Annotated in this window: 17 protein-coding genes and 1 tRNA gene; 11 read left to right on the forward strand and 7 right to left on the reverse strand. The window is 75.1% G+C overall.

Features of this window, described 5'->3' with window-relative positions; translation table 11 throughout:
• Window positions 1–17: 17 nt before the first annotated feature.
• The 4 genes from snpA (ABTX81_RS15585) to ABTX81_RS15600 all read left to right on the forward strand — a co-directional run bounded on the left by snpA (ABTX81_RS15585) (window position 18) and on the right by ABTX81_RS15600 (window position 4,695).
• Window positions 18–665: a snapalysin gene (gene snpA, locus ABTX81_RS15585; protein WP_350544993.1), complete on the forward strand. Its 648-nt coding sequence runs from the start codon at window positions 18–20 to the stop codon at window positions 663–665.
• Between the two features lie 183 nt (window positions 666–848).
• Complete coding sequence (gene snpA, locus ABTX81_RS15590) at window positions 849–1,463, forward strand: snapalysin (RefSeq protein WP_350544995.1); 615 nt, start codon at window positions 849–851, stop codon at window positions 1,461–1,463.
• Between the two features lie 227 nt (window positions 1,464–1,690).
• Window positions 1,691–2,347, forward strand: a complete 657-nt coding sequence (locus ABTX81_RS15595) for a pentapeptide repeat-containing protein (protein ID WP_350544997.1) — start codon at window positions 1,691–1,693, stop codon at window positions 2,345–2,347.
• Window positions 2,348–2,580: 233 nt separating this feature from the next.
• Window positions 2,581–4,695 carry a phosphocholine-specific phospholipase C gene (locus ABTX81_RS15600; RefSeq protein ID WP_350544999.1) on the forward strand — a complete coding sequence of 705 codons (2,115 nt, stop codon included), beginning with the start codon at window positions 2,581–2,583 and terminating at the stop codon, window positions 4,693–4,695.
• A gap of 48 nt (window positions 4,696–4,743) precedes the next feature.
• On the opposite strand, the gene ABTX81_RS15605 is transcribed toward ABTX81_RS15600, so the two are convergent.
• Window positions 4,744–5,541, reverse strand: a complete 798-nt coding sequence (locus tag ABTX81_RS15605; RefSeq protein ID WP_350545002.1) for a phosphoribosyl-dephospho-CoA transferase MdcG domain-containing protein — start codon at window positions 5,539–5,541, stop codon at window positions 4,744–4,746.
• A 207-nt stretch (window positions 5,542–5,748) separates the two neighbouring features.
• On the opposite strand from ABTX81_RS15605, the gene ABTX81_RS15610 reads away from it, so the two are divergent.
• Window positions 5,749–6,015 carry a hypothetical protein gene (locus tag ABTX81_RS15610; protein ID WP_350545005.1) on the forward strand — a complete coding sequence of 89 codons (267 nt, stop codon included), beginning with the start codon at window positions 5,749–5,751 and terminating at the stop codon, window positions 6,013–6,015.
• 36 nt (window positions 6,016–6,051) lie between these two features.
• Here ABTX81_RS15610 and ABTX81_RS15615 read toward each other — a convergent pair whose 3' ends face one another.
• Complete coding sequence (locus ABTX81_RS15615) at window positions 6,052–9,288, reverse strand: S41 family peptidase (RefSeq protein WP_350545007.1); 3,237 nt, start codon at window positions 9,286–9,288, stop codon at window positions 6,052–6,054.
• 224 nt (window positions 9,289–9,512) lie between these two features.
• On the opposite strand from ABTX81_RS15615, the gene ABTX81_RS15620 reads away from it, so the two are divergent.
• Window positions 9,513–11,195, forward strand: a complete 1,683-nt coding sequence (locus ABTX81_RS15620) for a chitinase (protein ID WP_502892781.1) — start codon at window positions 9,513–9,515, stop codon at window positions 11,193–11,195.
• A 40-nt stretch (window positions 11,196–11,235) separates the two neighbouring features.
• On the opposite strand, the gene ABTX81_RS15625 is transcribed toward ABTX81_RS15620, so the two are convergent.
• Window positions 11,236–11,598 (reverse strand): MerR family transcriptional regulator, encoded by a 363-nt coding sequence (locus ABTX81_RS15625; protein WP_350545009.1) that lies wholly within the window; start codon window positions 11,596–11,598, stop codon window positions 11,236–11,238.
• 65 nt (window positions 11,599–11,663) lie between these two features.
• Here ABTX81_RS15625 and ABTX81_RS15630 point away from each other — a divergent pair, with 65 nt between their 5' ends.
• Window positions 11,664–12,872 (forward strand): MFS transporter, encoded by a 1,209-nt coding sequence (locus ABTX81_RS15630; RefSeq protein WP_350545011.1) that lies wholly within the window; start codon window positions 11,664–11,666, stop codon window positions 12,870–12,872.
• A gap of 9 nt (window positions 12,873–12,881) precedes the next feature.
• Here the strand turns inward: ABTX81_RS15630 and ABTX81_RS15635 are convergent, their stop codons facing one another.
• Both ABTX81_RS15635 and ABTX81_RS15640 read right to left on the reverse strand, forming a co-directional pair.
• Window positions 12,882–13,574, reverse strand: a complete 693-nt coding sequence (locus ABTX81_RS15635; protein ID WP_350545067.1) for a response regulator — start codon at window positions 13,572–13,574, stop codon at window positions 12,882–12,884.
• 5 nt (window positions 13,575–13,579) lie between these two features.
• Entirely contained in the window at window positions 13,580–14,755 is a 1,176-nt protein-coding gene (locus ABTX81_RS15640) for a sensor histidine kinase (protein WP_350545013.1), read from the reverse strand.
• Between the two features lie 216 nt (window positions 14,756–14,971).
• On the opposite strand from ABTX81_RS15640, the gene ABTX81_RS15645 reads away from it, so the two are divergent.
• Both ABTX81_RS15645 and hemC read left to right on the forward strand, forming a co-directional pair.
• A complete protein-coding gene (locus ABTX81_RS15645) occupies window positions 14,972–15,673 on the forward strand; it encodes a DUF2306 domain-containing protein (RefSeq protein ID WP_350545015.1) in 702 nt (233 codons plus the stop codon).
• 42 nt (window positions 15,674–15,715) lie between these two features.
• Window positions 15,716–16,651 carry a hydroxymethylbilane synthase gene (gene hemC / locus ABTX81_RS15650; protein WP_350545018.1) on the forward strand — a complete coding sequence of 312 codons (936 nt, stop codon included), beginning with the start codon at window positions 15,716–15,718 and terminating at the stop codon, window positions 16,649–16,651.
• Window positions 16,652–16,732: 81 nt separating this feature from the next.
• Here the strand turns inward: hemC and ABTX81_RS15655 are convergent.
• Window positions 16,733–16,806, reverse strand: a tRNA-Lys gene (locus tag ABTX81_RS15655).
• Window positions 16,807–16,881: 75 nt separating this feature from the next.
• Complete coding sequence (locus tag ABTX81_RS15660; protein WP_350545020.1) at window positions 16,882–17,790, reverse strand: NADP-dependent oxidoreductase; 909 nt, start codon at window positions 17,788–17,790, stop codon at window positions 16,882–16,884.
• 209 nt (window positions 17,791–17,999) lie between these two features.
• On the opposite strand from ABTX81_RS15660, the gene ABTX81_RS15665 reads away from it, so the two are divergent.
• Window positions 18,000–19,583, forward strand: a complete 1,584-nt coding sequence (locus ABTX81_RS15665; RefSeq protein ID WP_350545022.1) for a Na+/H+ antiporter — start codon at window positions 18,000–18,002, stop codon at window positions 19,581–19,583.
• 285 nt (window positions 19,584–19,868) lie between these two features.
• Window positions 19,869–21,530, forward strand: a complete 1,662-nt coding sequence (gene pgi, locus ABTX81_RS15670) for a glucose-6-phosphate isomerase (RefSeq protein ID WP_350545025.1) — start codon at window positions 19,869–19,871, stop codon at window positions 21,528–21,530.
• The last annotated feature ends 202 nt before the right edge of the window (window positions 21,531–21,732 follow it).

Genomic DNA, 21,732 nt, shown 5'->3' on the forward strand with positions numbered 1-21,732 from the left:
CGAATCGGAGCCCCCACATGAACCGTGTCCCGCGCACGCTCTCCGTGGCGCTCGGACTGGCCCTGGCCGCGGGAACGGCGGCCCTGCCGGCCGCCGCCACCGCCGCCCCGGTGACCGCGCCCGCCGCCGGCGCCGCCCGGCACTACACCCCGGGCACCGCCGCGAAGGGCGCCGGCAAGGCCGACGACCGCGCGTTCTTCGAGGCCGTGATGAAGTCCGCGCGGGCCAAGCAGGCCGCCACCCCGTACCTGCTGGCCGTCACCGTGACCTACGACGCGAGCAACGCGCCGTCCTTCGCCTCGGAGATAGCCCGGAGCGCGCAGATCTGGAACGGCTCGGTGGGCAACGTCCGGCTCCAGGAGGGCTCCGACGCCGACTTCGCCTACTACGAGGGCGACGACCCGGCCAACGGCTCCTACGCCAGCACCGACGGCCACGGCAGCGGCTACATCTTCCTCGACTACACCCAGAACCAGGAGTACTCCTCGGTGCGGGTGACCGCCCACGAGACCGGCCACGTGCTGGGCCTGCCCGACCACTACTCGGGCCCGTGCAGCGAGCTGATGTCCGGCGGCGGCCCCGGCCCGTCGTGCACCAACCCGTACCCGAACGCCACCGAGCGCAACCGCGTCAACTCCCTGTGGCGGTACGGCCTGGCCGGCTGATCCGGCCCCCCTGACGGCCCGCCTTCCGGCGGCCCCGGCGCGCGCCCGCCGGACGACCCCCCTCCGGCCGGCCGGGCGCGCCCACCCGCACCACCGCACCACCTCCACCCCGCACCACCGCGGTGCTCCGTACCGCCGTACCGCCGTACCCCCACCCCTCGACCCGTGAACGGGAGCCCCCACATGAACCGTGTGTCGCGCACGTTCTCCGCCGCCCTCGGCCTCGCGCTCGCCGCCGGCCTGGCCGCCCTGCCGACCAGCGCCGCCGCCGCGCCGTCCCAGGGCTACACGGCCTCCGGCACCGCCTACGCCGGCTCGGCCGCCGAGGACGCCGACAACCAGGCGTTCTTCGACGCCGTGATGAAGTCCGCGCGGGCCAAGCAGGCCGCCAACCCGTACCTGCTGGCCGTCACCGTGACCTACGACGCCAGCAGCGCGCCCACGTTCCGCAACCAGATCGCCCAGAGCGCGCAGATCTGGAACAGCTCGGTCACCAACGTGCAGCTGCGGTCCGGCACGGCCGCCGACTTCCGCTACTACGAGGGCAACGACTCGCGCGGCTCCTACGCCAGCACCGACGGCCACGGCCGCGGCTACATCTTCCTGGACTACGCGCAGAACCGGCAGTACAACTCGGTGCGGGTGACCGCCCACGAGACCGGCCACGTGCTGGGCCTGCCTGACCACTACTCGGGCCCGTGCAGCGAGCTGATGTCCGGCGGCGGCCCCGGCACCTCCTGCACCAACCCGTACCCGAACACCACCGAGCGCTCCCGGGTGAACTCCCTCTGGCGGTAACCCCCAGGGCCTCGCCCGCGCACCGCAGTGACGGCCCGGTCGCCGCAACCCCGGCGACCGGGCCGCCCCGCGTGCGTTCCCGCCCCCGTGGCGTACCCGAGCAGGGCCGGCGGTGCGCGCCCCACCGTGTCACCGCCGCGCCCGCTCGCGCCGGGTTGTCGGTGCCCCGTGCGAGCATGCGGACCAGGACCAGGACCAGTCCGCCGCCGACCGCGAGGTGCCCCGCCATGCCCCAGCACGCCCCCGACCGCCTCGAAGACCTGCCCTACGCCGACCACCTGACCCCGCACACCGGGCCGCTGCGCAGCGACGGACGCTACGACACCGTCCACTTCGACGGCGGCGAGTACGCCGACCAGTCGGCGGGCGGCGCGACCTTCCTGGAGTGCGCCCTCACCGGGGTCGCGCTGAGCGGCGTCAAGCTCCGCCAGGCCCGGTTCAACGAGGTCTGGGTGCAGGCAGGCCGCTGGGTGGCCTGCGACCTCGCCGACAGCGAGTGGCAGGACAGCGCCGTCACCGGCGGCGTGCTGGCCGGCATCGCCGCCCACGGCTCGGCGCTGCGCCGGGTGGTGTTCCGCGGCTGCAAGCTGGAGGCGGTCAACCTGCGCGCCGCCGTGCTGCGTGACGTCGTGTTCGAGGACTGCCTGCTGCGCGACGTGGACTTCGGCGACGCCAAGCTCACCGATGTCACCTTTCCCGGCTCCACCCTGGAGGAGGTCCGGCTGCGCGGTGCCACCCTGAGCAAGGTGGACCTGCGCGGCGCCGTCGCCATCGGCCTGCCCGACGGCCACCAGGGCCTGCGCGGCGCCCTCATCGGCTCCACCCAACTCCTCGAACTGGCCCCCCAGTTCGCCCAGGCTCTGGGGATCACGGTGAAGGACTGAGGCCGGCCCACGCCTCACCGCGGCAGAAGGGTGACCGGGTGAATGAGGAGGTTCGGAGGTGCCGGCCCGGTCGTCCGTTCAACCGCAGGTCGTTCGGTGGCGGAGGGGGGAACAGTCCGCCAACCCTGCCGCCCGCCCCTGGTGGGGTGGCGCGGGGTGGGTGGAGGATGCTGCGCGGTCGAGTGGGCCCCGACTTGTGTGCACAACCTCCAGTGAAGGGACGGGCTGGGCTGATGGCCGAGCTGAGTCGTAGGAAGTTCGTGACCCTGTCCGGTGCCGCCGCCGCGGGTCTCGCCGTGGCCGGTGCCGGAACCACCGGTGCCGGGGCGGCCCCCGCCGCCGACGCACCGGCGGACACGCCGGGCGCGGCCCCGGCCGCCGCGCCGTCGGCGGCGCTGTCGCGGACCGGCACCCTCGCCGACGCGCGGCACATCGTGATCCTCATGCAGGAGAACCGCAGCTTCGACCACTACTTCGGCATGCTGCGCGGCGTGCGCGGCTTCGCCGACCGCTCCGCCGTCCAGATCGCCGGCGGCTACTCCGTCTTCAACCAGCCCAACGGCCTGCTGGCCCGCCAGTACCCGTGGCAGTTCAGCCTCACCAAGCCGGCCGGCGGCGCCGACCCGGAGCGTCTGGCGCAGTGCAACGGCGACCTCAGCCACGGCTGGGGCGACCAGCACCGGGCCTGGAACGGCGGCAAGCTGGACTCCTGGGCGGCGGCCAAGGGCAACGTCCGCACCCTGGGCTTCCTCACCCGCCAGGACATCCCGTTCCACTACGCGCTGGCCGAGAACTGGACCATCGCCGACGCCTACTTCTGCTCGGTGCTGAGCGCCACCGGCCCCAACCGCACCTACCACTGGTCCGGCCAGATCGACCCGTCCGGCGCCGCGGGCGGCCCGGCCTACGACGGCGGCGACGAGAAGGGCCTGCGCTGGCAGACCTACGCCGAGGCGCTGGAGAACGCCGGCGTCAGCTGGAAGGTCTACCAGAACGCCGCCGACAACTACGGCGACAACGCCCTGGCCTACTTCACCCAGTTCGCCAACGCGCCCGCCGGCAGCCCGCTCGCCGTCAAGGGCATGGGCTCCGTCCCCAGGGCCACCGGGAAGACCCCGGCGGACATCGTCGCCGCGATCAAGGCCGACGTCCTGGCCGGCACCCTTCCGCAGGTCTCCTGGATCGTCCCCAACCAGGAGGTCTCCGAGCACCCGTACGCCACCCCGGCCGACGGCGCGCACTTCGTCCACAACGTGATCGACGCGCTCAACGCCGACCCGGACGTCTTCGACTCCACCGTCCTGTTCCTCAACTACGACGAGAACGACGGCTTCTTCGACCACGTCCCGCCGCCCGCCGCCCCGGCCGGCACCCCGGGCGAGTTCTACAACGGCACCAACATCGGCCTCGGCTTCCGCGTCCCGCTGATCGCGGTCTCCCCGTGGACCCGCGGCGGCTGGGTCTCCTCCGAGGTCTTCGACCACACCTCGGTGCTGCGCTTCCTGGAACAGTGGACCGCGGCCGTCGGCAAGCCCGCCGCCTGCGTCAACATCAGCGACTGGCGCCGGCGGGTCTGCGGCGACCTCACCGGCCTGTTCGACTTCGCCAACCCGGTGTACGGCCTGCCCGCGCTGCCGGACACGGCCGGCGCGGTGGTCGGCATGTCCAGCTGCGGCCCGCTGCCCAACCCGGCGCCGGTCGACAACAAGCTGCCCGCCCAGGAGGTCGGCACCCGCCCGGCCCGCGCCCTGCCCTACCAGCCGAACGCCAACCTGGACCACCTGGAGTTCGGCTCCGGCGGCGTGATCAAGGTCTGGCTGGCGATGGCCAACACGGGCGCCCCGGCGACCAGGTCCGCCCACTTCGCGGCGTACGCCAACGCCTACCGCAGCGGCGGCCCCTGGCAGTACACCGTCGACCCGGGCGGCAGCCAGAGCGACTTCTTCAACTGCGGCACCGGCTACGGCGGCGGCCAGTACGACCTGAGCGTGGTCGGCCCCAACCGCTTCCTGCGCCGCTTCAAGGGCGACGCCACCAAGGCCGGCAGGAACGCGGCCGTCACCTGCTCGTACGCCGTCGAGCCGGGCACCGGCAAGCCGGCGGTGTACTTCAAGCTCGCCAACACCGGCGGCACCGCGCTGACCTTCACCATCACGTCCACCAACTACCGCGCCGACGGCCCCTGGACGTACCAGGTGCCGGCCGGCGGCAGCGTGAGCGACTTCTTCAACGCGGTCGCCCTCACCAACGGCTGGTACGACTTCACCGTCACGGTGAACGCGGACAGCACCTGGTCGCAGCGGTTCACCGGCCACCTGGAGAGCGGCGCCGCCAGCATCAGCGGCTGACCCGGCGGCCGCGGCCCGGGCCGCCTCCCCGGCGACCGCGGCGCGGGCTCACCGGCCCCGGGGGAACCACGGATCGTGGACCTCCCGGGGCCCGTACGGCGTGAGCAGGGTCAGCGACAGCGGCGACGCCGCGTACTCGGCCAGCAGCACCGCGCCGTGCCGGGTCTCCAGCTCGGCCTGCACCGGCACCCGCAGCCGGCTCAGTGCCCGCCGCAGGTGCAGCGCGTCGCGCCGGCTGACCGGCTGCGGCGCGCGCAGCACCAGCCGCAGCGGGCTGAGCGGCCCGGCCACCGGTTCGCCGGTGGCCAGCTCGTAGCCGATCGCGCCGATCGGCCCCCAGGCCAGCCGGTGGTCGGCGATCAGCTGCCCGGCGAGCGGCAGCACCGTCAGCGCGGGGATCGCCGCCACCCGCTCGGGCGACAGCAGGGCGAGCCGCCCCGGCAGCTGTTCGGGGCGCAGCGTGCGGGCCACCGCCGCCCGGGGCGCCAGCGCGTCCAGCCGCTGCCCGCGCTGCGGGCCGCGCACCGTCACCGGCAGCCAGGTCTCCGGCGCGGCCGACACGTCCCGGGTGCAGCGCACGGGGTGCGGGGTGTCCACCGGCGCGCCCGTCACGGCCGGCGCCCGCCCGACGGTCACCCAGGGGTGCGCCCGCAGCACCTGCCGCGCCCAGTCCGGCAGCGGGCCGCCGTCGAGCGGGCGCAGCGAGCTGGGGCACTGCATCAGCAGCAGGTCGTGGACGCCGGGCAGCCGGCCGTCGAGCGCGGCCAGTGATCCGACCAGCCGGCGCGGTCCGCCGTGCGGCTCCTCACTCGGACGGGGGACGCGGGGGCGGGCGGCGACGGTCACGGCGGGCTCCAGGGGTGGGATCGGGACCGGCTGACGGCTTCCACCCTCCCCCGGCCCCGCCGGCAGGGCTACGGCCTTTCGGCGCCCCTGACCAGGGACCAACGGCTCAACCGATCAGCCGTCGGCGCCCGGTCCGGGCAGCGGGTGCGGGCCGGGCGCGGCGGTGTGAGAGTGGGGGCAGTCCGGAATTCGCCCGGAGGAGGAGTCATGGGCATCTTCGACAGGTTCCGCCACAGGACCCAGCACACCGCCGAGGAGACCAGGTCCACGCTCGGCGGGGGAGCCGAGCAGGACACCACCGCGATGACCGACGCCGCCCAGCGCGCCGCCCTGGCCCACGACGAGGCCGTCGACGCCTTCAGCGCCGAGACCGAGAAGGCCCGTGAGGCGCAGGAGGCCACCGCGACGAACGAGCGGGAGGCCGAGGAACGCGCCCGCCAGGACATGACCTCCGAGGGCGACCCCTGGGGCTGACCGTCCGGCGCGTCCTCACCGCTCCCGCGGCGGCACTCACCGCTCCCGCGGCGGCAGCGGCGGGCGCCGCAGGTCCGGCCGCGGTGTGTCCGCCGGCGGCGGGACGGCGGCCGGCACGTCGTCCAGCAGCTCCAGCGCCAGCCGCACCGCCGTGACCAGCTCCGGATAGCGCCCCGCGGCCCAGTCCCGGGGCGCGCGGACGACGTGCACGTCCGGCTCGACGCCCCGGTTCTCCACCGACCAGCCGAGCCCGCCGGTGAACCAGGAGGCGTTCTTCGGCACCGAGATCTGCGTCCCGTCGCCGAGCAGGTGCCGCCCCGTCATGCCGACCACCCCGCCCCAGGTCCGGGTGCCGACCACCGGGCCGAGCCCGAGCAGCCGGATGGCGGCGATGATGACGTCGCCGTCCGAGCTGGTGGCCTCGTCGGCGAGCGCCACCATCGGCCCGCGCGGCGCGTCGCGCGGCCACCGCACGGGTTCCCGGCCGCGGCTGAAGTCCCAGGCCAGGACACGGCGGGTGAGCTTCTCCAGGACCAGTTCGGAGACGTTGCCGCCGGCGTTGCCGCGCACGTCCAGGACCAGCGCGGGCTTGTCCAGCTCCCGTCGCACGTCCCGGTTGAACTGCGCCCAGCCGGAGCCGCCGAGGTCCGGGATGTGCAGGTAGCCGCACCGGCTGTCGCTGAACTCCCGCACCAGGGCGCGCCGTTTGGCCACCCAGTCCTGGTAGCGGACGGGCCGCTCGTCGGTGAGCGGGGTGACGGTGATCCTTCGCGTCGGACCGTCCGGGCCGCCCCGGCGCAGGGTGAGTTCCAGGCTCGTCCCGCCAGTGCCGGCGAGCAGCGGCAGCGGTCCGCGCACCGGGTCGACGGGCCGCCCGGCGACCGCGAGCAGCTCGTCGCCGGCCCGTACGCCGTGGGTGGCGAGCGGGGCGCGGGCGCGCGGGTCGGAGGACTCGCCGGGCAGGATCCGGTCGACCAGCCAGCGACCGTCGGGGGAGCGGTGGGCGTTGGCGCCGAGCAGGCCGAGCGGCTGCTGGGCGAGCGCGGGCCCCTCGCCGCGCCGGGACGGGGTGACGTAGGCGTGCGAGGTGCCGAGTTCGCCGAGCAGTTCGCGCAGCAGGTCGGCGAAGTCGTCGGGGCCGGCGATGCGCTCCAGCAGCGGCTCGTACTGGGCGGCCAGGGCGGGCCAGTCCAGTCCGCACATGCCCGCGTCCCAGAACTGGTCGCGCACGATCCGGACGGCCTCGGCGTAGGCCTGGCGCCACTCGGCGGCCGGGTGCACGGTGTGGGTGATCCGCCGCAGGTCGACGGTGGTGCCGGCGGACGGGGCGGTGACCGGGACGATCCGCAGGGTGCCGGCCGAGTAGACGGCCACCGAGCCGCCGTCGCCGGAGACCGCGTAGCCGTCGAGCCGGTCGGCGAGCGTGGAGCGCGAGCCGCGGGCCAGGTCGAAGTACTCCAGGGAGGGGCGGCCGGAGGTGTCGTCGGGGTTGGTGAAGGTCTGCCCGAGCACGCCGGAGATCGGCCAGCGCAGCCAGACCAGCCCGCCGCGCACGGAATCGGTGGCCGAGTACTTGCCGGCGAGCACCGGGAACGGGATCAGCCGCTCGCCGATGCCCTCGGCGTCGACCTCGACGGTGCCGTCCCCGCCGCCGTCGCCGTGCGGGGCGCCGTCCTCGGCGGGGGCGGCGAACGGGGACGGCGTGTCGGTGGTGAGCGGGACGAGGTAGGGGCGGCAGCCGAGCGGGAAGGAGAGGTCGCCGGTGTGCACGTCGTGCACCGGGTCGAAGCCGCGCCAGGAGAGGAAGGCGAGGTAGCGCCCGTCCCGGGTGAAGACGGGCTGCTCGTCCTCGAACCGGCCGTCGGTGACGTCGGTGACCGGCGCGGGGGCGTCGGCGCGGGTGAGCCGGATGCGGCGCAGCGAGCGGCCGGCGGCCGGCTGGGACCAGGCGACCCAGTGCGAGTCGGGGGAGAAGCGGGCGCTGGTGACCGGCCCGTGGCCGGAGGCGGCGACCTCGCGCACGGTGCCGTCGGCGGCGGTGACCAACAGCAGCCGGCCGTCGGAGGTGGTGGCGGCGAGGCGGGCGCCGTCGGGGGCGGCGGTGAGTTCCAGGACCCGGCCGATCCGCCCGGCGGCGAGCACCCGGCGGCCGTGCTGCGAGGGCGCGTGCTCGTGGCCGGGCAGCGGCACGATCTCGACCGCGTCCTCGCCCCGGGCGTCGGTGATCCAGGCGGCTTCGCCGGTGCGGCCGAGCACGACGGGCAGCCGGGTGCGCACGCCGGGGGTGTCGGCGAGCGCCCGGGCCGGGCCGTCGCGGTGGGTGAGCCAGTACTGGCTGCCGCGCACGGTGACCACCCCGGCCCGGCCGGTGGCGTCGCAGGCGAGGTCCTTGACGTGCGAGGCGGCGCTCACCTGGTACGGGCGCCGGCCGGCCCGGGCGCCGCCGAGCGGGACGCGCAGCCGGCGCGGGGCGGGCGCGTCCAGGCCGTCGAGCAGCCAGAGGTCGCCGGCGTGCTGGTAGACGATCCGGACGCCGTCGGTGGCGGCCTCGCGGGCGTAGTAGGAGGCGTGGTCGGTGTGCCGGCGCAGGCCGGTGCCGTCGGGTCGGCAGGAGTAGAGGTTGCCGACCCCCTCGTGGTCGGAGAGGAAGGCGATCCGCTCGCCGTCGGGGGCGGTGACCGGCATGGGTGAGGCGAGGTGTCCGGGCAGGTCGGCGAGGATCTGCTCGCCGTCCACCCAGAGCCGGCCGGTGGCGCCGCCGCGGTAGCGCTTCCAGGCGGCGGGCTCGTGCGGGGCGGCGCCGGTGAGCAGCACGGTGTGGGCCGGGCCGACCTGGGCGTCGCCGACCGGTCCCCAGGGCATCCGGCGGGAGGGGCTGCCGTCGGGGGGCAGGGCGTGCGCCCAGGTGTAGTGGCCGAAGGGCTCGTGGTAGGAGGTGACGGCGAGCAGTTCGCCGTCCGGGAGCCAGCCGCGCAGCCGGGTGTCCTGGCTGCCCCAGTGGCTGAGCCGGACGGCCTCGCCGCCCTCGACGGGCGCGGTCCAGATCTCGGGGGCGAGGCTCTGCCAGGCGGTCCAGGCGAGGGTGCGGCCGTCGGGGGAGAACCGGGGGTGGCTGACCCGGGTGCGGTCGCAGCTGACCCGCCAGGCCCGGCCGGTGGCCGCCCCGGTGTCGGTGCCGGCATCCAGCGCGGCGATCCAGATGTCGTCCTCGGCGGTGAACGCCAGCAGGCCCCCGCGCAGGTGCGGGTAGCGGAGGTAGCCGGGCGACGTCACCCCTCCATGCTTCGACGGGGTGTCACGCGCGGCAACCGGAAGGGCCCCGCAGCCGCCCGTACCGGGGCCGGAACCGGTCTGGACCATTGACACCGTACGGCCGGATCCACTTCAGTGGTCTAGTCCAACTCGTAGGCCCGGCCGCGCCGTTCCCCCACCACCGGTGCGCGTCCAGGCATGCCCGGACACCCCCACGACCGCGCCCTCCGCAAGGAGTCCCCCACATGCGCAGAACCCCCATCGCCCCGACCCCTCCGGCCCCCCGCCGCCGCTCGCGCACCGCGCTGGCCGCCGGCACCGCCTCGGCCGTCGCCGCCGCCACCATGGCCGCCCTGACCCTGGGCCTGGCGCCCAGCGCCTCGGCCGGCGAGTTCCTGGTCAACGGCGGCTTCGAGAGCGGCTCCCTCGGCCCGTGGAGCTGCTCCGCGGGCACCGGCAGCGTCGTCACCGGCCAGGCCCACGGCGGCAGCTACGCGCTGGCCGCGGCCGCCTCGGCGGGCGACACGGCCCGGTGCGCGCAGACCGTCACGGTCGCGCCCAACACCACCTACACGCTCAGCGCCCACCTCAAGGGCTCGTACGTCTACCTCGGCGTGGACGGCGGCACCGCCACCTGGACGCCCGGCACCGGCGGCGCCTACCAGAAGCTGAGCGTCAGCTTCACCACCGGCGCCACCCAGACCAGCGCCACCGTCTACACCCACGGCTGGTACGGCCAGGGCACCTACTACGCGGACGACGTCTCGCTGGACGGCCCCGGCGCACCCAGCCCGACCATCACGCCGACCCCCACGGTCACCCCCACCGTGACGCCGACGGTCACCCCGACCGTGACGCCCACCGTGACCCCGACCGAGACGCCCACCGGCACGCCCACCACGCCGCCGCCCGGCTCCAAGTCCCTGGTCGGCTACCTGCACGCCAGCTTCGCCAACGGCGCCGGCTACACGAAGATGGCGGACGTCCCCGACTCCTGGGACTTCATCAACCTCTCCTTCGGCGAGCCGACCTCGGTCACCTCCGGCGACATCCGGTTCAACCGCTGCCCGGTCACCGAGTGCCCGGGCGTCGAGTCCGACGCCGACTTCAAGGCCGCCATCGCCGCCAAGCGCGCCAAGGGCAAGAAGGTGCTGATCTCGATCGGCGGCCAGAACGGCCAGGTCCAGCTCACCACCACCGCCGCCCGGGACGCCTTCGTCAGCTCCGTCTCGGCGATCATCGACAAGTGGGGCCTGGACGGCCTGGACATCGACTTCGAGGGCCACTCGCTGTCGCTCCAGACCGGTGACACCGACTTCAAGAACCCGACCAGCCCGGTCATCGTCAACCTGATCTCCGCGATCAAGACGCTCAAGGCCAAGTACGGTCCGAACTTCGTGCTGACCATGGCGCCGGAGACCTTCTTCGTCCAGCTCGGCTACCAGTACTACGGCTCCGGCCCCTGGGGCGGCCAGGACCCGCGGGCCGGCGCCTACCTGCCGGTCATCCACGCCCTGCGCGACGACCTGACCCTGCTGCACGTCCAGGACTACAACTCCGGCTCCATCATGGGCCTGGACAACCAGTACCACTCGATGGGCGGCGCCGACTTCCACGTCGCGATGACCGACATGCTGCTCAAGGGCTTCCCGGTGGCGGGCAACACCAACAACGTCTTCCCGGCGCTGCCCGCGTCCAAGGTCGCCATCGGCATGCCGGCCACCACCAACGCGGGCAACGGCTACGTCGCCCCGGCCGAGGTCAACAAGGCCCTGGACTGCCTCACCAAGCTGGCCAACTGCGGCAGCTACGTCCCGAAGGCGGGCGCCCAGCCCGGCCTGCGCGGCCTGATGACCTGGTCGATCAACTGGGACCAGTTCGGCGGCCGGGAGTTCTCGAAGAACTTCGACTCCTACTTCCGCCGCTGACGGACCGGCCGCTGAGCGGCGGCGGGCCGACCCCCGCCGCTCAGCGGTCCACCCGCACCGCGGTCAGGTACTCCGCGATCGCGTCCCGGTTGCGGGTCAGACAGGCGATCCGCGCGCTGATCCCCGTCAACTCCCGCTCCAGGGTGGCGATCATCTCCGGGGTGGCGTCCTCGAAGTGGATCGCCCGGGGCTTGCTGAGGCAGGGCAGCACCTGTTTGATGATCCGGGTCGGCAGCCCCGCGTCGAGCAGCCCCCGGATCTGCATCACCCGGTCCACCGTCGCGTCGTCGTACGCCCGGTAGCCGTTCGCACAGCGCTCGGGCGCGATCAGCCCCTGCTCCTCGTAGTAGCGCAGCAGCCGCCGGGACGCCCCGGTCCGCTCGGACAGCTCCCCGATCCGCATGTGGCCCACCTCACAGCCGGTCGCGTTGACCCTCACATCAATGTGAGCGTTCGAGCATAACGGCCATGCCGACCTCCACACGGACCCCGGTCCCCACTCCCCCCGGGTCGCGGGCCACGCTGCCGCTGCCCGCCCTCCTCGCCCTCGCCACCGCCGTCTTCGTCACCGCCCTCACCGAGACCCTGCCCGCCGGCGTCCTGCCCGCGATGAGCGCCGACCTCGGCGTCGGCGAGTCGGCCATGGGCCAGGCCGTCACCGTCTACGCCCTCGGCACCGCCGTCACCGCCGTCCCGCTCACCGCCGCCACCGCCGGCTGGGGCCGGCGGCGCCTGCTGCTCACCGCGATGCTCGGCTTCGCCGCCGCCAACACCGTCACCGCGCTCTCCACCGACTACCCGCTCACCATGGCCGCCCGGTTCGTCGCCGGGGTCGCCGCCGGCCTCGCCTGGGCCCTGCTCGCCGGGTACGCCCGCCGGCTCGCGCCGCCCGAGCTCCAGGGCCGGGCCATCGCCGTCGCGATGACCGGCGCCCCGCTCGCCCTGTCGCTGGGCGTTCCCGCCGGGACCTTCCTCGGCGAGGTGCTCGGCTGGTGGGTGGCCTTCCTGCTGATGACCGCGGTCGCCCTCGGCGTGACCGGCTGGATCGCCGCGGCCGTCCCCGAGGTGCCCGGCCAGGCCCGCGGCGAACGCACCCCGGTGCTGCGCGCCCTCGCCGTCCCCGGCGTCACCCCGGTGCTCGCCGTCACCTTCGTCTTCGTCCTCGCCCACACCGTCCTCTACACCTACATCGCGCCCTTCCTCGACCGGCGCGGCATGGGCGGCGCCACCGACGCCGTGCTGCTCGCCTTCGGGGTGGCCTCGCTGGCGGGCATCTGGTTCACCGGCGCCCACATCCACCGCCGGCTGCGCGCGCTCACCCTCGCCTCGACCCTGCTGGTCGCCGCCGCGGCCGCCGTGCTCGGTCTGGCGGCCGGCAGCGCCGCCGCCGTGTACGCCGCCGCCGTGCTCTGGGGGCTCGGCTGGGGCGGCGTCCCGACCCTGCTGCAGACCGCCGCCGGTGACGCGGGCGGCGAGCAGGCGGACGCGGCGCAGGCGATGCTGGTCACCCTGTGGAACGCGGCGATGGCCGGCGGGGGAGTGGCGGGCGGCCTGCTGCTCGACCGGCTCGGCACCGGCTCCTTCCCGTGGGCCGTGCTGCTCCTGCTGCTGCCCGTGCTCGCCCTGGTGCTCGCCGCCCGCGCCCACGGCTTCCCGGTCCGCCGCCCCGACCGGTAGCCCGTGGGCTCAGTACCCGCCGAGCGGGCCCCGGGGCGGCATTAGCCCGCCGCGGTAGGAGATGGCCACCGCCTGGGCCCGGTCGCGGGCGTCGATCTTCGCCAGGATCCGCTTCATATGGGTCTTCACCGTCGATTCGGCGAGCACCAGCAGCGCGGCGATCTCCCGGTTCGACCGCCCCTCGGCCGCCAGCCGCAGCACCTCCCGCTCGCGCGCCGTCAGCTGGGCGAGCCGGGCGTCCTCCGGCTCCGCCGGGGGCCGCCCGCCGTCCCGGCCGACCACCTGGGCGACCAGGTCACGGGTGACCGCCGGGTCCAGCACCGACTCGCCCGCGGCCAGCGTGTGCACCGCGTCGATCAGCCGTTCGGCCGAGGCCCGCTTCAGCAGGAAGCCGGCCGCCCCGGCCCGCAGCGCGCCCCACACGTAGTCGTCGTGGTGGAAGGTGGTCAGCACCAGCACCCGGGTGGGCAGCCCGGCGGCGGTGATCCGCCGGGTCGCCTCCACCCCGTCGACCCCGGGCATCCGGACGTCCATCAGCACCACGTCCGGCAGCAGCTCCCGGCAGCGGGCCACCGCCGCCAGCCCGTCCGCCGCCTGGCCGACCACCTCGATCCGCTCGTCGGTCTCCAGCACCAGGGAGACCCCGGCGCGCAGCAGCGCGTCGTCGTCGGCCACCACCACGCGCACCCGCCCGGCCCCCACGGCGTTCACGGGACGGGCAGCTCGGCGCGCAGCCGGAACCCGCCCGGCTCGCCCGGCCCGTGCTCCACCCGGCCGCCGAGCACCGAGACCCGCTCGGCCACCCCCAGCAACCCGCGGCCGGGCGCGTACCCGGCGGGCACGCCCCGCCCGTCGTCGTTCACCTCGACGGCGAGCCGGCCGCCCGCGCACCGGACGGTGACCCCGACGCTGCGGGCGCCCGCGTGCTTGACCGTGTTGGTGAGTGCCTCCTGGACGATCCGGTACGCCGACACGTCCAGGCTGCGCGGCACCCGGCGGGCGGCCGGGTCGATCCGCAGCCGCACCTCCAGCCCGGCCCCGCCGAGCCGCGCGGCCAGCCGCTCCAGATCGGCGATCCCGGGCTGCGGCGCCGCGCCCTCCGGGTCCCCGTCGCCCGCGCCGCGCCGCAGCAGGCCGAGCACCCGGTCGAGGTCGTCGAGCGCCTCCCGCCCGGTGTGCTCCATGCCGGACAGCAGCTCCCGGGTGCGCTCCGGCTCCCGGTCCAGCAGCCGGCGGGCGGCCCCGGCCTGGACCAGCACCACGTTCAGGGTGTGGCCGACCGAGTCGTGCAGCTCCCGGGCCAGCCGGGCCCGCTCCTCGGCGACCACCTCCCGGCGCAGCAGCAGCCGGGCGCTCTCGCGCTGCTCGGCCCGCCGGGCCGACCCGTAGCCGACCGCCCAGCCGAGCAGCCAGAGGAACAGCACCCCGGCCGGGATGACCGGGTAGGAGCGGCCGAGGTCGGCGAAGTACGCGGCCATCCCGAGCAGGGCGGCGAACGGCCCGGTCCAGGCGCGCCGGCGGGGCGCGTACAGGCCGAGCGAGTACAGGCCGACCAGGTCGGCGTACGGCGAGACGGGGCTCGGCAGCACGAACAGCGCCTCCGCCGAGAGCGCGGCCGCCCCGACCAGGTACCCGGCCACCGGCCTGGTCCGGCGCACCGCCAGCGGGGCGGCCACCGTCGTGCTCAGCGCGAGGGCGAGCGGCAGGTCGCCGTGCAGCCGGCCGGCCGCGCCGATCCGTTCGACGGTCATCATGAGCAGGAACACCCCGGCCAGGGCGACGTCCCAGCGGTCGGCCGGCACCGCCCGGAGCGCGGGGAGCAGCCGCCCGGGTTGCGGGACCGCCCGGGCGCGCGGCGGAGAACTCAACGGCGGAGAACTCATGGCGGCTCCGGTGTCGGGGCGGTGGCCGCCGCGCGGTGGTGCGGGCGCCCGGGCCGTACGGTAGCGGCGGCCGCCCGGCCGGCGCATCGCCCCGGTGGGGTATTGCGGACCCGGTCGGGCGGGGGTCCGGGCCGTCCGGGCACCCCCGCGGTGGCAGGCCGCGGGACCCCGCCGGGCGGACGCGGCCGGGCCCCCGCGGTCCGTAGCGTCCGGGCCATGAACGCTCCCGACCCGGCACCCCAGGCCCCTCCGTCCGCCCCCGCCCCGTCCGCCCCCGCCCCGTCCGCGCCCCGCCCCGGCCGGGCCCGCCGGGCGGGCTGGTGGACGGTCACCGTGCTCGCCTTCGCCACCGCCCTGCTCACCGCCCGCTACCTGACCCTCGACCCGGAGGTCTTCCTCGACCAGCAGCGGGCCGTCTACCTCGCCCACCGCGTCCCGCTCGCCCTGCACGTCGGCGGCGGGGTGCTGGCGATCCTGCTCGGCCCCTGGCAGTTCCTGCCCCGGCTGCGCGCCCGCCGTCCGGGCCTGCACCGGCTGACCGGCCGGCTCTACCTGCTCGCCGTCCTGGCCACCGGCACCGGCGGCCTGCTGCTGGCGCCGTCCGGGCTGGTCGGCCCGATCGCGCCGATCGGCTTCACCGCGCTCGCCGTGCTGCTGCTGCTCTCCTCGGCCCTGGCCTGGCGGGCCGCCCGGCGCCGCGACCCCGTCCGCCACCGGGCCTGGGCCACCCGCTCGTTCGCGCTGATCCTGGCCGCCGCCACGCTGCGGATCTGGCTCCCGGTGATGGACCTCGCGGGGGTCCCGTTCGAGCAGGCCTACGCGGCCGTGGGCTGGACCTGCTGGCTGATCAACCTGGTGGTGGCCGAGCACCTGATCGGCCGCTTCCCCCGCCCCGCCGCCGCGCCGCCGGCCGGGTGACCCGACCCCGCCCGCGGTGTCATGACGGCCTATCATCCAGCAATGACCACCGCAGAGTTGATCCGCATCGTCTCCCGCTCCTCGCCGATGGCGCTCGCCCAGGTCGAGCGGGTCAGGGCCGAGCTGGCCGCCCTGCATCCGGGGGTGCGCACCGAGGTGGTGCCGGTGACCACCTCCGGCGACCGCTGGATGGGCGACCTCGCGCGGCTGGGCGGCAAGGGCGCGTTCACCAAGGAGGTGGACGCCGCGCTGCTCGCCGGCGAGGCGGACCTCGCCGTGCACTGCCTCAAGGACGTTCCGGCCGACCGCCCGCTGCCGGCCGGTACCGTCTTCGCCGCCTACCTGCGCCGCGACGACATCCGCGACGCGCTCGTCCACCCCGGCGGCCGGACCCTGGACGAGCTGCCGCCCGGCACCCGGATCGGCACCTCCTCGGTCCGCCGCCGGGCCCAGCTCGCCGCCTCCCACCCGCACCTGGAATGCGTCCCGATGCGCGGCAACGCCAACAGCCGGCTGGCCAAGCTCGCGGCGGGGGAGGCGGACGCGCTGCTGCTCGCGCTCTCCGGGCTGGAGCGGATCGGCGAGACGGCGCGGATCAGCGAGGTGCTGTCGCCCGACGCGATGTGCCCGCCGATCGGCGCCGGGATCCTCGCCCTGCAGTGCCGCGCCGAGGACACCGCCACCATCGACGCGGTCGCCGGCCTCGGCGACCACCCGACCTGGCGCGAGGCGAGCGCCGAGCGGATGTTCCTGCACGTGCTCCAGGGGCACTGCAACTCGCCGATCGCCGGCTACGCCCGGGCCGAGGCCGACGGCCGGCTCTCGCTGCGCGGCCGGGTCTTCACCCCCGACGGCAAGCAGGTCCTGGACGCCCACGAGTGGGCCGGCGCGCTGAGCCCGGAGGACCTCGGCACCGCGGCCGCCCTCGCTCTCAAGCGGCAGGGCGCCTCCGAGCTGATCGCCGCCATCCCGCACTGAGGCGGCAGGGGGCCGGGGGAGGGGCCGGCCGGAAACGCCGGAAGGCCCCTCGCTCTCACGAGGGGCCTTCCGGCTTGTCTGTGCGCCGCCAGGGACTCGAACCCCGGACCCGCTGATTAAGAGTCAGCTGCTCTAACCAACTGAGCTAGCGGCGCCTGCTGACGAGGAAGACATTACCTGGTCAGCGGCCGAAACACACAATCGGCCCGGAGCCCCGCCCGCGGGGCCGCTCAGGGGGTGAGGACGACCTTCCCCCGCACGTGCCCGGCACCGACCAGCCGGTGGGCGTCGGCCGCCCGCCCCAGCGGGAAGGTGTCGGCGATCTCCAGCCGCAGCGTGCCCGCCTCCCAGAGGCCGACCAGCTCGGCCAGCCGGGTCGCCGTGCGCGGCCCCCGGATCCCCAGCACGCCGAGCCGCCGGGCCACCGGGTAGTCGACCACCGTGCCGATCCGGGCCCGGTCGGCGACCAGCTCGACGGAGGCCTCCAGCGCCCCGCGCCCGGCCGCGTCGAAGGCCGCGTCCACACCCTGCGGCGCCGCCGCCCGGACCCGCTCGACCAGCCCCTCGCCGTAGGTGACCGGGATCGCGCCCAGCTCCCGCAGGTAGTCGTGGTTGCGCTCGCTCGCGGTGCCGACCACCGTGGCGCCCCAGGCCCGCGCCAGCTGGACGGCGACCGTGCCGACCCCGCCGGCGGCGCCGTGCACCAGCACCGTGTCGCCCTCGCCGACCTTCAGCTCGCCGAGCGCCAGGTGCGCGGTCTGCCCGGAGGCGGACAGCGCGCCCGCGTGCTCCCAGGGCATCCCGGCCGGCTTGCGCACCAGCTGGGCGGCGTCGGCCGCGACCAGCTCGGCGGCCGAGCCGAGCAGCCGGAAGCCCAGCACCTCGTCCCCGACGGCCCAGCCGTCGATGTCCGGCCCGAGCCGGTCGACCACCCCGGCGAACTCGTTGCCGGGGATCAGCCCGGGGGTGAGCTCGACGCCGGGCGGGGCCCAGCCCTCCCGGATCGCGAGGTCCACCGGCTGCACCCCGGCGGCGTAGACCCGCACCCGTACCTGGCCGGGGCCGGGGACGGGGTCGGGCACCGCGGTCACCCGCAGCACCTCGGGGCCGCCGAACCGGGGGACGGTCACTGCCTTCATCACGGGCGCTCCTGTCGGATCCGGCCGAGTCCTGCGGAGGCGGTCTCGGGTCCCCCCGATCCTGCGGGGTGAAGCCCACTTGAGGTCAACCCCTCACCGGCGTGTCGTGCCAGTTGAGATCATTGTCGGATTTATCCTCGACGGCGGCCCGGGCCATGTCCGGACCCGCACACCAGTGCGCCACCGCCCGCCGCCGAGAGGACGTCCCCGTGGGCCAGCTGCCCCTGCTCTTCCTGGTGCTGCTCGCCTCCGTGGTGACCATGCCGCTGGCCCGCCGGACCGGCGTGCCCCAACCCGTGCTGATGACCCTGCTGGGTATCGCCATGGCGCTGATCCCCCAGATCCCGGACATCGCCATCGAACCCGAGCTGATCCTGCCGCTGGTCCTGCCACCGCTGATCTTCGCCGTCGCCCGGCGCTCCTCGGTCCGCTACTTCAAGGCGAACATCCGCTCCATCCTGCTGCTCGCCGTCGCCCTGGTGGTGGTCACCACCGCCGCCGTGGCCGGCACCGTGCACTGGCTGCTGCCCGGACTGCCGATCGCCGCCGCCATCGCGCTCGGCGCCCTGGTCTCCCCGCCCGACCCGGTCGCCGCCGTCGCGGTGGCCGGCAGCGTCGGCCTGCCCCGCCGCCTGGTCTCCATCCTGGAGAGCGAGGGCCTGTTCAACGACGTCACCGCGATCGTCGTCTACTCGCTGGCCATCGAGGCGGTGGTCGGCGGCGACTTCTCCGGCGGCGGGGCGGTGCTGCGCTTCGTCCTCTCGGCGGTCGTCGCGGTGGTCGTCGGCGTCGCCCTCGGCTGGGCCAACACCAAGCTCGCCGCCCTCCTGGAGGACCCCACCCAGCAGGTCGCGCTCAACCTGCTGGTGCCCTTCGCCGCCTACAGCCTGGCCGAGGAGGTGCACGGCTCCGGCGTGCTCGCCGTCGTGGTCTGCGGCCTCTACCTCGCCGAGCGGGCCACCGACGCGGACGCCGTCTCCTACCGGCTGGTCGGCAACGCCTTCTGGGAGATCGTCGAGATCCTCATCACCGGTGTCGCCTTCGGCCTGATCGGCCTGGAGCTGGCCACCGTCCTCAAGGAGGCCGGCTCCGGCTGGACCGGCATGCTCGGCGACGCCGCGGTGGTGATCGCCGTGGTCGTGGTGGTCCGGCTGCTCTGGCTGCTCCCGGCCGGCTGGCTCTCCCAGAAGCTGCGCGCCGGCTCCGAGGAGGACACCCCGATCAGCTGGCAGGAGAGCGTGCTGCTCTGGTGGTCCGGGATGCGCGGGGTCGCCACCGTCGCGCTGGCGCTCGCCATCCCGCTCACCCTGGACTCCGGCGAGGCCTTCCCGGAGCGCGGCCGGCTGGTCTTCATCGCGTTCAGCGTGGTGCTCTTCACCCTGCTGGTCCAGGGCCTCACGCTGCCCTGGCTGGCCAAGCGCTTCGAGCTCGACCTCGGCCACGACCGGCACGAGCAGCAGGTCCGCCAGCTCTGGTGGCGGGCCGCCAAGGCCGGCCTGCGGCGGCTCGGCGAACTCGAGGAGAGCGACCGGCTGCCCGCCGAGGTCGCCGACCGCCTGCGGGACCGTCAGCACGACCGGCTGGCCCGGCTCTGCCCCGAGAACTACGCCGAGGAGGAGGCCGCCGAGGCGAAGCAGCGGCTCGCCCAGTGGCGCGCGGCGCACAGCGTCGAGCAGGAGATGATCGCCGCCTCCCGGCGCGAGATGGTGGTCGCCCGCGCCGAGCCCGGCGCCGACCCCGAGCTGGTCGACCAGGTGCTGCGCGGCCTCGACCTGCGCTCCGAACGGCGCTGACCCCCGGCCGGAGCTGACCGGGCGTCCGTCCGGGCGACCGCCCGGCGGGTCGGGCGGACGCCCCGTGACGGCCGGGCGGACACCCCGCGACGCGCGTCCGAACGGCGGGAACGCCGACGGATCGTCGGCGAACGGAATGTCCGCCCGCGGTCCCGGCGTTGCATAGGCTGGCCCCGGGCAAGGCCGTCAACGGAGTCGGCGCACCCCCAGTACCCGCACGACCTCGCGAAACCCTCCCGCCTGGCCCTGCCGGTATCTGCACCCAGATGAAACGAGGAGCCACCGATGTCGGAGACCCGCGCCGACGCCCGTACCCCGCTGGACCGCACCCCGCAGTGGGCCGCCCTCGCCAAGCACCGGGAGGAGTTCGGCGACACGCACCTGCGCGAGCTGTTCGCCGCCGACCCGGAGCGCGGCCGCCGCTACACCCTCCAGGTCGGCGACCTGCACGTCGACTACGCCAAGCAGCTCGTCACCGACGAGACCCTGGCGCTGCTGCGCGAGCTGGCCGGGGCCACCGGCGTCGCCGGGCTGCGGGACGCCATGTTCCGCGGCGAGAAGATCAACACCACCGAGCGCCGGGCCGTCCTGCACACCGCGCTGCGCGCTCCGCGCGACGCGGTCGTCGAGGTCGACGGCGAGAACGTCGTCCCCGCCGTGCACGCCGTGCTCGACAAGATGGCCGCCTTCGCCGAGCAGGTCCGCGGCGGCGAGTGGCGCGGCCACACCGGCAAGCGGATCCGCACCGTCGTCAACATCGGCATCGGCGGCTCCGACCTCGGCCCCGCGATGGCCTACGAGGTGCTGCGCTCCTTCACCCGGCGCGACCTCGAGGTCCGCTTCGTCTCCAACGTGGACGGTGCCGACCTGCACGAGGCGGTCCGCGACCTGGACGCCGCCGAGACGCTCTTCATCGTCGCCTCCAAGACCTTCACCACCATCGAGACCATCACCAACGCGGTCTCGGCGCGGAACTGGCTGCTCACCGAGCTGCGCGCGGACACCGACGCGGTGGCCAAGCACTTCGTCGCGCTCTCCACCAACGCCGAGGGCGTCGCCGACTTCGGCATCGACACCGCCAACATGTTCGAGTTCTGGGACTGGGTCGGCGGCCGCTACTCCTACGACTCGGCGATCGGCCTCTCGCTGATGATCGCCATCGGCCCGGACGCCTTCCGCGAGATGCTGGACGGCTTCCACCTGGTCGACGAGCACTTCCGCACCGCCCCGCCGGAGGAGAACGTCCCGCTGCTGCTCGGCCTGCTCGGGGTCTGGTACGGCGCGTTCTTCGACGCCCAGGCGCACGCCGTGCTGCCGTACTCGCACTACCTGTCGAAGTTCACCGCCTACCTCCAGCAGCTGGACATGGAGTCCAACGGCAAGTCGGTGGACCGCGAGGGCCGCCCGGTGACCTGGCAGACCGGCCCGGTGGTGTGGGGCACCCCCGGCACCAACGGCCAGCACGCCTACTACCAGCTGCTGCACCAGGGCACCAAGGTGATCCCGGCGGACTTCATCGGCTTCGCGAAGCCGGTCGCCGACCTGCTGCCCGGCCTGGTCGCCCAGCACGACCTGCTGCTGGCCAACTTCTTCGCCCAGACCCAGGCGCTGGCCTTCGGCAAGACGCCGGAGGAGGTCGCCGCCGAGGGCGTGCCGGCCGAGCTGGTCCCGCACAAGACCTTCCGGGGCAACCACCCGACCACCACCGTGCTGGCCGGCGAGCTGACCCCCTCGGTGCTCGGCCAGCTGGTGGCCCTCTACGAGCACAAGGTGTTCGTCCAGGGCGCGATCTGGAACATCGACTCCTTCGACCAGTGGGGCGTCGAGCTGGGCAAGGTGCTTGCCAAGCGGATCGAGCCGGTGCTGCTGACCGGCGAGGGCGTGGAGGCGCTGGACAGCTCCACCGCGGCGCTGGTCGCCCGCTACCGCGAGCTGCGCGGGCGCTGAGCCCCGGGCCGCTGCCGGTACCGGTGAACGGGCCGTCCGCCCCGGCGGGCGGCCCGTCCCGTGGTGGGGCCCGTCCCGTCGCGGGGCCTGTTCCGGAGCCGCCCGGACGCATCCGGAAACGCCGGAAGGCCCCTCGTTCTCACGAGGGGCCTTCCGGCTTGTCTGTGCGCCGCCAGGGACTCGAACCCCGGACCCGCTGATT

Origin of the sequence: Kitasatospora sp. NPDC097605 (genome assembly GCF_040302725.1) — a bacterium.
Taxonomy (GTDB): domain Bacteria; phylum Actinomycetota; class Actinomycetes; order Streptomycetales; family Streptomycetaceae; genus Kitasatospora.

Coding starts and splice junctions, on each gene's coding strand:
- snpA (WP_350544993.1), top strand. CDS start 18: ATGAACCGTGTCCCGCGCACGCTCTCCGTGGCGCTCGGACTGGCCCTG.
- snpA (WP_350544995.1), top strand. CDS start 849: ATGAACCGTGTGTCGCGCACGTTCTCCGCCGCCCTCGGCCTCGCGCTC.
- ABTX81_RS15595 (WP_350544997.1), top strand. CDS start 1,691: ATGCCCCAGCACGCCCCCGACCGCCTCGAAGACCTGCCCTACGCCGAC.
- ABTX81_RS15600 (WP_350544999.1), top strand. CDS start 2,581: ATGGCCGAGCTGAGTCGTAGGAAGTTCGTGACCCTGTCCGGTGCCGCC.
- ABTX81_RS15610 (WP_350545005.1), top strand. CDS start 5,749: ATGGGCATCTTCGACAGGTTCCGCCACAGGACCCAGCACACCGCCGAG.
- ABTX81_RS15620 (WP_502892781.1), top strand. CDS start 9,513: ATGCGCAGAACCCCCATCGCCCCGACCCCTCCGGCCCCCCGCCGCCGC.
- ABTX81_RS15625 (WP_350545009.1), bottom strand. CDS start 11,598: ATGCGGATCGGGGAGCTGTCCGAGCGGACCGGGGCGTCCCGGCGGCTG.
- ABTX81_RS15630 (WP_350545011.1), top strand. CDS start 11,664: ATGCCGACCTCCACACGGACCCCGGTCCCCACTCCCCCCGGGTCGCGG.
- ABTX81_RS15640 (WP_350545013.1), bottom strand. CDS start 14,755: ATGAGTTCTCCGCCGTTGAGTTCTCCGCCGCGCGCCCGGGCGGTCCCG.
- ABTX81_RS15645 (WP_350545015.1), top strand. CDS start 14,972: ATGAACGCTCCCGACCCGGCACCCCAGGCCCCTCCGTCCGCCCCCGCC.
- hemC (WP_350545018.1), top strand. CDS start 15,716: ATGACCACCGCAGAGTTGATCCGCATCGTCTCCCGCTCCTCGCCGATG.
- ABTX81_RS15660 (WP_350545020.1), bottom strand. CDS start 17,790: ATGAAGGCAGTGACCGTCCCCCGGTTCGGCGGCCCCGAGGTGCTGCGG.
- pgi (WP_350545025.1), top strand. CDS start 19,869: ATGTCGGAGACCCGCGCCGACGCCCGTACCCCGCTGGACCGCACCCCG.